Annotated in this window: 14 protein-coding genes and 1 pseudogene; 4 read left to right on the top strand and 11 right to left on the bottom strand. The window is 73.2% G+C overall.

Annotated features, from left to right (window positions below):
• Positions 1 to 31 precede the first annotated feature (31 nt).
• Both rmf and ACFE8Y_RS07890 read right to left on the bottom strand, forming a co-directional pair.
• Positions 32 to 217, bottom strand: a complete 186-nt coding sequence (rmf, locus tag ACFE8Y_RS07895) for a ribosome modulation factor (protein ID WP_375463842.1) — start codon at positions 215 to 217, stop codon at positions 32 to 34.
• A 32-nt stretch (positions 218 to 249) separates the two neighbouring features.
• Positions 250 to 1,185: a 50S ribosomal protein L11 methyltransferase gene (locus tag ACFE8Y_RS07890; protein ID WP_375463841.1), complete on the bottom strand. Its 936-nt coding sequence runs from the start codon at positions 1,183 to 1,185 to the stop codon at positions 250 to 252.
• 242 nt (positions 1,186 to 1,427) lie between these two features.
• Here ACFE8Y_RS07890 and ACFE8Y_RS07885 point away from each other — a divergent pair, with 242 nt between their 5' ends.
• Entirely contained in the window at positions 1,428 to 1,589 is a 162-nt protein-coding gene (locus ACFE8Y_RS07885) for a hypothetical protein (protein WP_375463840.1), read from the top strand.
• Positions 1,590 to 1,734: 145 nt separating this feature from the next.
• The gene (gene modB, locus ACFE8Y_RS07880) at positions 1,735 to 2,427 is read left to right on the top strand and encodes a molybdate ABC transporter permease subunit (protein ID WP_375463839.1); all 693 of its coding nucleotides are present in this window, start codon (positions 1,735 to 1,737) and stop codon (positions 2,425 to 2,427) included.
• 8 nt (positions 2,428 to 2,435) lie between these two features.
• On the opposite strand, the gene ACFE8Y_RS07875 is transcribed toward modB, so the two are convergent.
• Complete coding sequence (locus ACFE8Y_RS07875) at positions 2,436 to 3,092, bottom strand: glutathione S-transferase (protein WP_375463838.1); 657 nt, start codon at positions 3,090 to 3,092, stop codon at positions 2,436 to 2,438.
• Positions 3,093 to 3,154: 62 nt separating this feature from the next.
• Between ACFE8Y_RS07875 and modC the strand changes: the two genes are divergently transcribed.
• Positions 3,155 to 4,252, top strand: coding sequence for a molybdenum ABC transporter ATP-binding protein (modC, locus tag ACFE8Y_RS07870; protein ID WP_375463837.1), 1,098 nt, complete (start codon positions 3,155 to 3,157; stop codon positions 4,250 to 4,252).
• Between the two features lie 3 nt (positions 4,253 to 4,255).
• Here modC and nudC read toward each other — a convergent pair whose 3' ends face one another.
• The 8 genes and pseudogenes from nudC to ACFE8Y_RS07830 form a co-directional block, all read right to left on the bottom strand.
• Positions 4,256 to 5,167: an NAD(+) diphosphatase gene (nudC, locus tag ACFE8Y_RS07865; protein ID WP_375463836.1), complete on the bottom strand. Its 912-nt coding sequence runs from the start codon at positions 5,165 to 5,167 to the stop codon at positions 4,256 to 4,258.
• Between the two features lie 7 nt (positions 5,168 to 5,174).
• Positions 5,175 to 5,588, bottom strand: coding sequence for an HIT domain-containing protein (locus ACFE8Y_RS07860; protein ID WP_375463835.1), 414 nt, complete (start codon positions 5,586 to 5,588; stop codon positions 5,175 to 5,177).
• Between the two features lie 89 nt (positions 5,589 to 5,677).
• On the bottom strand, positions 5,678 to 6,541 hold the full coding sequence (locus ACFE8Y_RS07855) for a universal stress protein (RefSeq protein WP_375463834.1): 864 nt from the start codon (positions 6,539 to 6,541) through the stop codon (positions 5,678 to 5,680).
• Positions 6,542 to 6,575: 34 nt separating this feature from the next.
• Entirely contained in the window at positions 6,576 to 7,727 is a 1,152-nt protein-coding gene (locus tag ACFE8Y_RS07850) for an acyltransferase family protein (RefSeq protein WP_375463833.1), read from the bottom strand.
• Between the two features lie 317 nt (positions 7,728 to 8,044).
• Positions 8,045 to 8,777, bottom strand: a pseudogene (locus ACFE8Y_RS07845) (SDR family oxidoreductase).
• Between the two features lie 252 nt (positions 8,778 to 9,029).
• A complete protein-coding gene (locus ACFE8Y_RS07840) occupies positions 9,030 to 9,695 on the bottom strand; it encodes a carbonic anhydrase (protein WP_375463832.1) in 666 nt (221 codons plus the stop codon).
• Positions 9,696 to 9,778: 83 nt separating this feature from the next.
• On the bottom strand, positions 9,779 to 10,297 hold the full coding sequence (locus ACFE8Y_RS07835) for an NUDIX hydrolase (protein WP_375463831.1): 519 nt from the start codon (positions 10,295 to 10,297) through the stop codon (positions 9,779 to 9,781).
• A gap of 31 nt (positions 10,298 to 10,328) precedes the next feature.
• Positions 10,329 to 11,072, bottom strand: a complete 744-nt coding sequence (locus tag ACFE8Y_RS07830) for a DUF429 domain-containing protein (protein ID WP_375463830.1) — start codon at positions 11,070 to 11,072, stop codon at positions 10,329 to 10,331.
• A 145-nt stretch (positions 11,073 to 11,217) separates the two neighbouring features.
• Between ACFE8Y_RS07830 and dut the strand changes: the two genes are divergently transcribed.
• Entirely contained in the window at positions 11,218 to 11,700 is a 483-nt protein-coding gene (gene dut / locus ACFE8Y_RS07825) for a dUTP diphosphatase (protein ID WP_375463829.1), read from the top strand.
• Positions 11,701 to 11,779: the final 79 nt, after the last annotated feature.

The raw sequence follows: 11,779 nt of genomic DNA, 5'->3' as shown, positions 1-11,779 counted from the left end.
ATCGCTGCCGGCCTGCGCGCGGCAACCGGGATCAGCCGTTGTTGATCGGCAGGTCGGGTGCCCGGTCCGCGGGCGTGCCGTCGAAGCCCTCGAGCCACGCCTCGCGCGCCTCCGACCCCGCCGGATAGGGGCAGGCATCCTTGGGGCGTCCGTGCGCACGGGCACGGGCTCCCTCCGAGATCGGGTCGCTGGGCGGGGTGACGGGCGTCTCGCTCATGCCGGGGAAAATCCAGCGTCGCGCCGCTCGGTTCACCGATGCGCGAAAACACCACGCCGGCGCGGGGCCGCGCCGCCGCGGCGCAGGACGAGGGCGACCCAGCCCTCGATGATCCCCTTCGCGGCGAGGTGGAAGCCGCGGTGGCGGTAGGTCGAGAGCACGCCCGCCACGTCCCGCTCGATCAGCCCCGACAGCACCAGCACGCCGCTGCCGGCCACGACCGCGCAGAGCGACGGCGCCAGCCGGCGCAGCGGGCGGGCGAGGATGTTGGCGAAGACCACGTCGAAGTGCCGCGGACGGTCGGCGAGCGGATGGCGCACGCCCGGCCCCTCGTAGAGCCTCAGGTAGGGGCCGAGCCCGTTGGCGCGGGCGTTGGCGCGGGCGGTGCGCACGGCCTCGCCGTCGAGGTCGCCCGCGATCACCGGGATGCGCAGCGCCTTGGCGGCGGCAAACGCCAGGATGCCGGTGCCGGTGCCGACATCGAGCACCGAGGCCGGCCGGCCGCGCCTGAGCACGTCGACCAGCGCCCGCAGGCAGCCGAGCGTCGTTCCGTGGTGCCCGGTGCCGAAGGCCAGGGCCGCCTCGATCTCGATGGGCAACTCGTTCGCCCGCACCGTCTCCCGGTCGTGCGCGCCGTGGATGCGGAAGCGTCCGGCCCGCACCGGCTTGAGACCCTCCAGGGAAGCGCGGACCCAATCCTGCTGGGCGAGCGTGCGGAATTCGGCCGCGTCGGCGTCGGTCCCGACGACGGGGCGGATCAGGTCGCGGATGAAGGACTCGTCCGGCGCGTCGGCGAAGTACGCCTCCAGGCGCCACGTCACCCCGTCCTCGGCCTCGAACGCGGCGACCGCCGTCTCGGTCGGGTCGAACATCTCGCCGAGGAGGTCGGTCATCGCCCGCGCCGAGGCCTCGTCAGTCATCAGGCGCAGGACGTGGGTCGGACGGTGCGGCGGCAGGCCTTCGAGCATGGCGGCCTCTAGCACCCTCCGCCGAGCCCCGCCAACGACCCGCGCAATCGGCGAAGGGGTGCGCGATGATGAGTCAGGTTGTCCACAGCGCGGGCAGATCGCCGCCGGAACCGGCTTCGGGATGCTGCGTTCCTGCATGCTTCGCCGGACGGCCTTCGAAGGCGGTCCGGCATCAGTCAAGGTGCGTACGCGTGACGAAGTCCAGAGTTGCGGCTCCGTGCGGGCCGGTTGTTCTCAGCGGAATGCCGCGCCGACGGCGCAAGCCCGTGCGCGCCGGGCAGACCCTAACCGGTGCCGACGCCCTGGACGGGCCGCTGCCGGGACAGCTTCTCGTCCTCCTGAGCCGCCTGCACCGCGTCGACGCCGGCATCGGACGGGGAAAACCCAAGCCCGACGAGCCCTGAGCGCCTTGTGTCCAACCCTTCGACGGGTAGGATGCGCGCGGTAGCCGACCGAATATAGCGATCGGACGTGTGTCGAGGGCCCGATGACGGCGACAGGACGAGCCGGCTTCGGCCGGTGGCACCATCGCATCACGCCGATTCGGCCTTGCTCGATCTGACCGCCGACGAGTGGACCGCCATGGCGCTGAGCCTCCGGGTGGCCGGCGTCGCGACGCTCGCGAGCCTGCTGCCGGGCGTCGCGATCGCCTGGGTGCTCGCGCGGAGGGCGTTTCCCGGCCGCGCCCTGCTCGACGGTCTCGTTCACCTGCCGCTGATCCTGCCGCCCGTCGTCACCGGCTACCTGCTGCTGCTGACCTTCGGGCGGCGCGGCGTGGCCGGCGCGTGGCTCGCCGAGATCGGCATCGTCTTCTCCTTCCGCTGGACCGGGGCCGCGCTCGCCTGCGCCGTCATGGGGTTCCCGCTGATGGTGCGGGCGATGCGGCTGTCGATCGAGGCGGTCGATGCCCGCCTGGAGCAGGCGGCCGCGACGCTGGGCGCCCGGCCGCTGGCGGTGTTCCTCACGGTGACGCTGCCGCTGAGCCTGCCCGGCATCCTCGCCGGCGCGGTGCTCGCCTTCGCCAAGGCGATGGGGGAGTTCGGCGCGACGATCACCTTCGTCTCCAACATCCCCGGCGAGACCCAGACCCTGCCGTCGGCGATCTACACGCTGACGCAGGTGCCGGGCGGCGAGGCGGGCGCGCTGCGCCTGACCCTGATCTCGGTGGCCCTGTCGATGACGGCCCTGCTCCTGTCGGAACTCCTCGCCCGCCGCATCGGCCGCCGGCTGGGGGCGGGATGAGGCGAGGGTCACGCGTAGGCGTAGGGTCCGCCGCGCTCCAGCGCCCGCGCGTAGGCCGGCCGGGCGTGGATGCGGGCGAGCCAATCGGTGATCCGCGGCCCCGCGCCGGTCCCGCGCGCGGCGAAGGCTTCGAGGGGGAAGCTCATCTGGATGTCGGCCGCGCAGAAGCTGTCGCCGCAGAACCACGGCCGCGCGGCGAGCTCGTCCTCCCAGTAGGCGGCGTGGCGGCGCAGTTGCGGATCGACGAATTTTTGCGTGACGCCGCCCGCGATCGCCTTGACCATGGGGCGCAACAGCACCGGGCTGCCAGGAGCCAACCGCGAAAAGACCAGCTTCAGCAGCAGCGGCGGCATCGCCGAGCCCTCTGCATAGTGCAGCCAGTAGGTGTAGCGCCGATGCTCCGGGGTGCTGGGCGCCGGCACGAGCGCGCCGCCGCAGCGATCGGTGAGGTATTCGACGATGGCGCCGGATTCCGCGACCACCACGTCGCCGTCGGTGATCACCGGGGACTTGCCCAGCGGGTGGACCGCCCGAAGCTCCGGCGGCGCGAGCAAGGTCTTGGGATCGCGCGCGTAGCGCTCGACCGCGTAGTCGAGCCCGAGTTCCTCCAGCAGCCAGAGCACGCGCTGCGAGCGGCTGTTCTCCAGGTGGTGGACGGTGATCATGCTCGGGCCTTCGCGACGGGTTCGAGCCACAACGCCGCGGGATGCCGGATGAGCCCGGTACGATGACGGTCGAGGTCGACGTGACGCTCCGGCGCGGCAGCTTCGCGCTGGCCGCCGCGTTCACGGCGGGCGCCGGGCTCACCGCCCTGTTCGGGCGCTCGGGCTCGGGCAAGACCACGCTGATCGACCTGATCGCCGGCCTCGCGCAGCCCGATCGCGGCCGCATCACCGTGAGCGGGCAGACCCTGCTCGACACCGAGCGGCGGATCAGGCTGCCGGTGCATCGGCGCCGGATCGGACTGGTGTTCCAGGACGCCCGCCTGTTCCCGCACCTGAGCGTGCGCCGCAACCTCGGGTACGGCCGCTTCTTCTCCGGCCTGCGCGCGGAGGCCGGTGAGCAGGCCGGCGTCGTCGAGATGCTCGGCATCGGCCACCTCCTCGACCGGCAGCCCGCCGGGCTCTCCGGCGGCGAACGCCAGCGCGTGGCGATCGGCCGGGCGCTGCTCGCCAAGCCCCGCCTCCTGCTGATGGACGAGCCGCTGGCCGCGCTCGACGAGGCGCGCAAGGCCGAGATCCTGCCCCACATCGAGCGCCTGCGCGATGCTGCCGGCATCCCCATCGTCTACGTCAGCCATGCGGTCGCCGAGGTGGCGCGGCTCGCCAACACCATCGTGGTCCTGGACGCCGGCCGCGTCGCGGCGGCCGGCCCGGCGGAGGCGATCCTGCGCCGGGCCGACCTCGTGCCGGTCCACGAGGCGGAGGCCGGTGCGCTCCTGGAGATGGTCGTCGCCGGCCACGATCGGGATGCCGGCCTGACCCGCCTCGAAGGTCCCGCCGGCCACCTCGTCGTCCCCGGGCTCGCGCGGGCCGAGGGCAGCCCGGTGCGGGTGCGGGTGCCGGCCCGCGACGTGCTGGTGGCGACCGAGGTGCCGGTGGGCCTCAGCGCCCGCAACGTGCTCGCCGGCCGGATCGCGGACCTGATCCCGGTCGGCACGGCAGTGATGGTGGAGATCAACTGCAACGGCGCGGTGCTGGCCGCGCGCCTCACGGGAGCCTCGGCCCGCGATCTCGGGCTTGCCGTCGGCCGCCCGGTCTACGCGGTGATCAAGAGCGTCGCGCTGGACCCGGCGGGCATGGGCCGCCCGCCGATCGAGATCTGACGCTCAGGCCCGGCCCTCGACGAAGGCGCGCATCAGCACGTGCGCGATCGCCATCGGCGGCGGCGCTGCGAGGTTTTCCGGGTGGCGCCGCTCCAGCATCGCCTGCACGGCCGCGCGGTCGAACCACCGCGCGTCCTCGAGTTCCGCCGGATCGGTGACGATGGCCTCGTCGAGGGCGTCTGCCGTGCAGCCGATCATCAGCGAGGCGGGGAACGGCCAGGGCTGCGAGGCGTGATAGGTGACGGACCGGACGCGCACCCGCGTCTCCTCGAAGGCCTCGCGGGCGACGGCGGCCTCGATGGTCTCGCCGGGCTCCAGGAAGCCGGCGAGGCACGAGTACATCCCCGCCTTGAAGTGCGGGCCCCGCCCCAGCAGGCAGCGGTCGCCGCGGCGGATCAGCATGATCACAACGGGGTCGGTCCGCGGGAAGTGATGCGCCGCGCAAGCCGGGCATTCCCGGCGAAACCCGCCGGCGCGGAACAGCGTCGGCGTGCCGCAATTGGCGCAGAAGCGGTTGCGGGCGTGCCAGCCGAGCATCGACTTGGCGGTCGCCAGCACCCCGAGCTCCTCGGCCGCGACCGCGCCCTCGGTGGCGATGGTGCGCAGGTCCAGCGTCCGGAAGGCGTCGGCGGCGTAGGCGTCCGCCGCCTCCGGCGCGGCGGCGGCGGCGAAGACCGGACCGCCGTCCACGTGCCCCAGGAAGATCCGCTCCTCCATGCGGCGATCCTCCGCCCGCGCCCCGTCCGCAACGGTCAAGAGCGCGGAGGAGCCGCGCAGCACGATCGCGTCGCCCGCCATCAGGACGAGCCGGGTGCCGGGGGCGTCGTGCGGCGGAACGGCCGTGTCCGGCTGCTCCGAGGAGTGGCGCAGGAGGCGGCTCTGCGCGAAACCGAGGGCGGCGAGCGGGTCCGTCATCGTCGCCTCAGGCCGCCGCGAACAGGGTGCCGGCCCGCTCGGCGAGTTGCGCGCGGGCGTGCTGCGGGTAGGGCATCGGCCGCTCGAACCCCCAGACCGGCTGGGGCCACGCCGGATCGGACAGGAAGCGACCGACGACGTGGACGTGCATCTGCGCCACGACGTTGCCCAGCGCCGCCACGTTGACCTTGTCGGGCTTGGCCAGCCCCTGCATCACGCCGACCGCGAGATGGATTTCCTGCCACAGCGCGGTCGCATCCTCGCTGGACAGGTCGGTGAGTTCGCTCAAACCGCTGCGTCGCGGCACGAGGACGAACCAGGGAAAGCGGGCATCGTCCATCAGCAGCACCGAGCACAGGCTGAGGTCGCCGATCGGCACGGTGTCGGCGGCGAGCCGCGGATCGAGGGTGAAGTCCGTCATGGCGGGCGATGTAGCGCGGGAGGCCGCCGCCGCGCTACGCCCGCGCCCAGGCGTCGCGGGCGCGGGCGTAGCGCCGGCGCCCGGTCGGCTCAGTGCGCCATCAGCATCGGCAGGTCGGCCTGCGCCAGGAGGTGGCTCGTCGGGCCGCCGAAGATCATCTGGCGCAGGCGGCTCTGGGTGTAGGCGCCCTTGATCAGGAGGTCGCTGGCGAAGTCCCGCGCTTCGCTGAGGAAGGTCTCGCCCGGCGTGCGGCGCCCGGCCGGCAGCGCCCTGTGGTCGGCGGCGACGCCCTCGCAGGCCAGCGAGCGGGCGAGGTCCTCGGCGCTCGGCCCCGGCACCGTGCCGCCCTCGACGCTGACCACGCGGACCCGGGCCGCCGCTCGCAGGAGCGGCATCGCGAAGGCCACGGCGCGGGCCGTCTCGGTGGAGCCGTTCCAGGCGATCAGCACCGCCTCGCCGAACCGCGTCGGCGGGGTGGGGGGCGCCACCAGGATCGGCCGCCCGCCCTCGAACAGGGCGGTCTCCAGCGTGCTCATGCGCGGCGCGCCGTCGGCCGTGCCCGGGCGCGCGACCACGGTCGCGGAGAACAGGCGGGCGTACTGGCCAAGGAAGGCGTCGCCCGCGGGCACGTCCTGCCGCCAGCGGTAGCGCGGGCCGGCGCCCGCGACGTTCTCCGGGATGCAGAGGCCGTCCCGGGCGTGGCGCGGGATGCCGGCCCGGTCCATAAACGCGACGAAGCGTTCCCCCGCCGCCTCGGCCTCGGCCCGGTCCGCCTCCTCGTCGCGCAGCCACGTCATGCCGCCCACCATGTCGACGGGCACGTACTCGGCGAGCGCCGGGCGCAGGGACACGCCCTCGATCAGGCTGCCGAATCGCTGGGCCAGGAGGCGCGTCGTCTCCAGCACGGAGGACAGCGCGTCGTGCTGCGCGATCGGAACCAGCAGGGTCTTCATCGCCGCGTCCTCGTTCCCACGCCCGACCGCGAGGCTAATGCGGATCGCGGCGGGGGGAAACTCGGGGGAGCGCGGCGCACACACGGTTTTCGCGCAGGCCGGCCCGCGCATCGAGACGCGCGCGGATCAGGCGCGTCATCGGCCGCTCGACGAGGCGGAAGACCAGCAGCGCGGCCACGATGCTGAGGCCCAGCATCAGCGCGATGGCGGTCCAGGGGGCGATGGCGAGCCCGAGCCGCGCCAGGGCCGCGTTCAGCCCGCGCAGCACGAAGGGATGCACGAGGTAGAGCGCGTAGGAGGCGTCGCCGATCGCGGCGAACGCGCTCATGATCGGGGAAGTTCGGCGTCCCGGCTCCCCGTCGGTCGCCGTCGCACCGAGGGCGGCCGCCCCGACGAGGAGGGCGGCCGGGACGCCGAGGGCGAGCGGCCGCAGGAAGCCCTCGGGAAAGGCGTCGGCGCGCCCGGCGCGGGCAAGGAGCGCGAGCGCTCCCAGCGCGAGCGCGGTTCGCGCCGGCCGTGAGAGCCGAACATCCGCGCCGCGCGCCAGCGCGATCAGGGCGCCGAGGCCGAATTCCAGCATCACCGGGTTCGACCAGAAGGCCAGGGCCGGGGCGGAGGGCGCGAACCACGCCCCCGCCAGCACCAGCGCGGACAGGCAGCCTGAAATCCAGGCGACGGCGGCCTGCCGGCCCCGGCCGAGGCCGATCGCGAACAGCAGGTAGAAGGCCATCTCGCAGTTGAGCGTCCAGCCGAGGCCGTAGAGCGGCAGCACCGCCCCGTCCGGCCGCGCGGCCGGCCAGAACAGGAACGAGGCGGCCACGTATCTCGGATCGAGGCCCACGCCGGTGCCGTTGACGGACGCGGGCGCGGTCAGCGCGACTGCGAGGTAGAGGGCGGTGACGAGCCAGTAGAGCGGCACCACCCGCGCCGCCCGGTGGACCAGGAAGCGGGATCGCCCGCCCGGCGCGGCGGTCAGCGCCCCGGCGGCGTGCACGATGATGAAGCCCGAGACCACGAAGAACACGTCGACGCCCGCCGCCCACGGCAGGAGGCTGCTGGGCGCGAAGGCTTGTCCGGTGCGCAGCGCCAGGGCGGCGGCCTCGAACTGGGCATGGTGCATCGCCACGAGCAGTGCGGCTGCCGCGCGCAGGATCTGGATGTTCGGGATCTGGCGGGCGTGCGGCACGCGATGGGTCTCGGAGGAGCGGGCCCACGCATGGTCGGTCCGGGGTCACGGATCAAGCTCGGCCGCAACGATGCCGTCACCAGCGCACTTGCCGCCGTCATCGCCTTCCGGTTCTGAGCGAATGCCACGGGGCTGCCGAGGCGCGCATTGGAGCGCTCTCCGCCGAAGTGGCCGCCGGTTCGGCGAAAGAGAGCGCGATAAAACAATGACCTAGAGCTACGGTCGGGAAGCGAAAGCTCGGCTGCCCACCCGGCGTGGGGCCGGTTCACCGATGAGCAGACATCGTTTCACCGCCGCGGGCCGACGCGCCCTTGCGCTCAGTCTTGGGCCGTCGGCCGGATCACGATGCTGCCGACATCCACCTCGTCCGGCTGCTCGATCGCGAACAGGATGCCGCGCGCGATCGCGTCGGGCGGGATCGCCGTACCGTTGCCGCGCGGCTTGATCGCCGCCTTGACCACCGGGTCGGTCATCGATTCCACGAAGTCGGTCGCGACGAAGCCGGGCGACACCTCGGTCACCCGGAGATGCGGGCCGGCCTCCTGCCGCAACGCCTCCGTGACGGTCCGCACGGCGTCCTTGGTGCCCGCGTAGACCCCATCGTCGGCAGGATCTTCAGCCCGGCCGTCGACACGACGTTGATGAGGTGACCCGCGCCCTGGCGTCCGAACACCGGCAGCGCCGCGGCGATGCCGTAGAGCACACCCTTGAGTTGACGTCGATCATCGCGTCCCAATCGTCCACCCTGAGCGCGTCGAAGCGCGAGATCGGTCCGATGCCCGCATTGTTGACCAGCACGTCGAGCCGCACGAAGCGGTCGCATGCGAGCCCGACGAGCGCCTGAAGGTCATGGCGCCGGGTCACGTCGGTTACCACGTGCGCGGCTCGCCCTCCCGCTGCGGTGATTTCTTCCGCAACCGCGGCGAGCCTCTCCTCGCGGCGCGCACCCAGAACCACGGCGGCCCCTCGGGCTGCCAACAAGCGTGCCGCTGCCCGTCCGATGCCACCGCTCGCTCCCGTGATCGCGACGACCTTGCCTGCGATGCTCATCCAGGCCTCTTCGAGCTTGTCGTGATGCGGTCGCACCAGGCGATCATCGCCATGACGCAGGACTACGCCGCGTCCGGCCCGAACCCGGCGCTGCGACGCGCAGCAGGCCCTGCCGGTGTTCCAGCCGCATGACGGAGTGGGGCAGTGCCTCCCGGGCGCCGACGCGATGTGATCCGGAGCGGATCGCCGGGCCGCAGGGCCCGGCGGTGCGACCATCGAAGGGCGGTGCGCTCCGGCGCATCGCCCTTCCGTTCAAGCGCAGCCGATCAGGGCCGAAGGCCGCAAGGGCTGGCCGGCCCGGTCGACGATCGGCGCGAAATCCCCGGTCGTCGGGTCGCGGACCAGCAATGCGCCGGTCGCGACGCCGAAATGCGCCCCGTGGATCTGCAGCGTGCCGGCCTCGACGCGCTCGCGGATGAAGGGGAAGGTCGCCAGGTTCTCCATGCTCTGGCTCACCATCGCGTGTTCCAGGCGGGTCAGGTAATCTTCGGCCGTGGAGTCTCCGGCCTTCGCTTCCGCAGGGGCTACCAGCGAGACCCACTTGCCGATGAAGTTGCCGGGCGAGAGCGCCTTCGCCTTGTTGGCGTAGGCCTTGATGCCGCCGCAGCCGGCGTGGCCCAGCACGACGATGTGCTTCACTTCGAGCGACAGCACGGCGAACTCGATCGCCGCCGAGGTGCCGTGATAGTCGCCGCCGGTCTCGTAGACCGGCACGATGTTGGCGACGTTGCGGACCACGAACAATTCGCCCGGGCCGACATCGAAGATCGCCTCCGGCGCGACCCGGCTGTCGCAGCAGCCGATGACCAGCGTGTCCGGCTCCTGGGTCTTCGCGAGCTGGGCGTAGCGCTGCCGCTCGCTCGGGAAGCGATCCGACAGGAAGGCGCGGTAGCCCTCGGTCAAGGCATCCGGAAACATGCGGGCTCCTTCATGGCTCCAGGATTTTCATCGGACGGGCCAAGCGTCGCTTCGTCGTCCGCAAGCACGCATCGTTCCAGGCCTCATGGATCTTGCCAGTGCAGCGCGATCGGATCGGTCGGCAGGTCGCCCGCCACGATGCGCTGCGCCAGCGCCGCGAGCCCGGCCGGCTCGACGTGCGCGTCGCTTGCCGCGAGTTCGGCGAGCGGCCACCAGCGCGTGCCGTGGAGCGGGTTGTCCTCGGTCTCGGCGAGCCGGCCGGTATCGATCCGATCGTCCGGCAGGCGGACGAGGAAGTAGCGTTCGCGGGCGTCGCGCGCCTGCCGGAACAGGCGGAACGGCCCGTCGCAGGCGGCGACCTGAGGACCGATCGCGCAATCGGCGACGCCGATCTCCTCCGACAACTCGCGGCGGCAGGCCTCGACGTGGCTCTCGCCCGGTTCCAGGCCGCCGCCGGGCATGAACCAGAAGCGTTTCGGCGCGCCGTCCGGCCCGGTCGCGTGGACCGACTCGTACTCGATCAGCAGCAGGCGGTCGGCCGGATCGAAGACGAGCGCCCGGGCGACGTGGCGGACGGCGATCTCGGGCGCGGGCTCTGTCATGGCGCCTCGATAGCAGGATTCTCCGGTGCGCTCACGCGGGCGCCGCCGGCATCCAGATCACGACCGGCAGCCCGTGCGCGTCCTGCTCCGGCGGATCGGGCAGCGGCGTCGCGGTGCCGAGGAGATGGTCGCGGGCGACGACGAGGCCGGCGATGGCGTCGAGGTGGTCGTCGGCCCCGACGCCGCGCGGTCCCGCGGACGCGACGAGGGCCGTCGGCAGGCCGGCGGCGGTCAGCAGCGCCCGGCGCTCGGCGAGGCCGGCCTGCCGCTGCGGCCCCTTCTTGCCCGCCGCGAGCGGTCGGCCGCCGTTGAGCCGGCGGAACGCGATCTCCGGATGGACCTCGTGCAGGCGGGTCAGCAGGTCCGGCCGCTCCCGCAGCAGCCGGTCCGCGTCGCGGATGTAGGGGAAGATGTTGAAGCATTGGATCGACGGAGCGAAGGGCGGCGCGCTACCCGCCCGCGACAGCGCCTTGGCCGCCGCGTAGTCCTCGGCGTAGATCGCCGCCCGCGGCGGCACCGGGAACACGCTCGCCCGGCCATGGCTGCCGAGATAGGCGCGGGCGGCCCGGTCGGCGGTCCGGCCGCCGCCGCTCACCCGGTCCGGCAGGCCGATCGGCACGTCGATCCCGACGGAGACCGGCGCCTCGGGCGCATCGAGGCAGTCCGCGACGCGGGCGAAGAGGGCGGAGCGGTGGCGCTCCGGGTCGTCGAGGTCGAGCAGCACCCCGGCCCACGCCCCGCGGCAGCCGTCCAGTCCCGCGATCCACCGCGCCATGCCGCCTCCTTGTCTCGCCCGCACCGGGACGGTATCCGCGTCCGACCCGACGCACCACGTCGGCTCGCAGCGAGAGCGCCGCCATGACCGATCTCCGTCCGCGTTGCGGCGTCCCGGCTTCGGCAGATTCCGCCGCGCCCTGCCCATGAGCGCGACGCTGTCCGAGGTCGGCATCCGCCTCCTCGACCCGCGCCTGCCGGGATGGGGGTTTCCGCGCTGGGGGTCGGCACTCGCCGCGGGCCTCGACCTGCACGCCTGCCTCGACGCGCCCCTCGACCTCGCCCCGCAGGCGCCGCCCGCGCTCATCCCGGCGGGGGTTTCGGTGCTGATCCGCGACGCGGATTGGTGCGGCCTCGTCCTCCCGCGCTCCGGCCTCGGCCACCGCGAGGGCTTGGTCCTCGGCAACGGCACCGGCGTGATCGATGCCGATTACGAGGGACCGCTGATGATCTCGGCCTGGAACCGCAACCCGGCGGGCGTACCCATCCGCATCGCGCCGGGCGAGCGCATCGCGCAACTGGTGTTCTCGCGGGTGGCGCGGCCGCGCCTCGCCCTCCTGGACGCCGGCAGTGCCGGCTTCGGCTCGGCCCGCGGGGGCGGGGGCTTCGGGTCGAGCGGGCGGACCTGAACGGTCCCGTCGTGGGACGTGGGGACGCCGTGTCGGACACGGATGACGCGTCCTGGTCGATGGCCCCGTCGCCCAAACG

The sequence above is a fragment of the uncultured Methylobacterium sp. genome (assembly GCF_964242245.1).
GTDB lineage: Bacteria > Pseudomonadota > Alphaproteobacteria > Rhizobiales > Beijerinckiaceae > Methylobacterium.
The sequence above is the reverse complement of the archived record's forward strand: the minus strand, read 5'-3'. Positions and strand labels throughout refer to the sequence as shown.

What these genes read in the sequence shown, in the direction of transcription:
- modC (WP_375463837.1), top strand. Translation starts at nt 3,155, where the DNA reads ATGACGGTCGAGGTCGACGTGACGCTCCGGCGCGGCAGCTTCGCGCTG.
- ACFE8Y_RS07855 (WP_375463834.1), bottom strand. Translation starts at nt 6,541, where the DNA reads ATGAAGACCCTGCTGGTTCCGATCGCGCAGCACGACGCGCTGTCCTCC.
- rmf (WP_375463842.1), bottom strand. Translation starts at nt 217, where the DNA reads ATGAGCGAGACGCCCGTCACCCCGCCCAGCGACCCGATCTCGGAGGGA.
- ACFE8Y_RS07875 (WP_375463838.1), bottom strand. Translation starts at nt 3,092, where the DNA reads ATGATCACCGTCCACCACCTGGAGAACAGCCGCTCGCAGCGCGTGCTC.
- nudC (WP_375463836.1), bottom strand. Translation starts at nt 5,167, where the DNA reads ATGACGGACCCGCTCGCCGCCCTCGGTTTCGCGCAGAGCCGCCTCCTG.
- ACFE8Y_RS07860 (WP_375463835.1), bottom strand. Translation starts at nt 5,588, where the DNA reads ATGACGGACTTCACCCTCGATCCGCGGCTCGCCGCCGACACCGTGCCG.
- ACFE8Y_RS07830 (WP_375463830.1), bottom strand. Translation starts at nt 11,072, where the DNA reads ATGGCGCGGTGGATCGCGGGACTGGACGGCTGCCGCGGGGCGTGGGCC.
- ACFE8Y_RS07840 (WP_375463832.1), bottom strand. Translation starts at nt 9,695, where the DNA reads ATGTTTCCGGATGCCTTGACCGAGGGCTACCGCGCCTTCCTGTCGGAT.
- ACFE8Y_RS07890 (WP_375463841.1), bottom strand. Translation starts at nt 1,185, where the DNA reads ATGCTCGAAGGCCTGCCGCCGCACCGTCCGACCCACGTCCTGCGCCTG.
- ACFE8Y_RS07885 (WP_375463840.1), top strand. Translation starts at nt 1,428, where the DNA reads ATGCCGCGCCGACGGCGCAAGCCCGTGCGCGCCGGGCAGACCCTAACC.
- dut (WP_375463829.1), top strand. Translation starts at nt 11,218, where the DNA reads ATGAGCGCGACGCTGTCCGAGGTCGGCATCCGCCTCCTCGACCCGCGC.
- ACFE8Y_RS07835 (WP_375463831.1), bottom strand. Translation starts at nt 10,297, where the DNA reads ATGACAGAGCCCGCGCCCGAGATCGCCGTCCGCCACGTCGCCCGGGCG.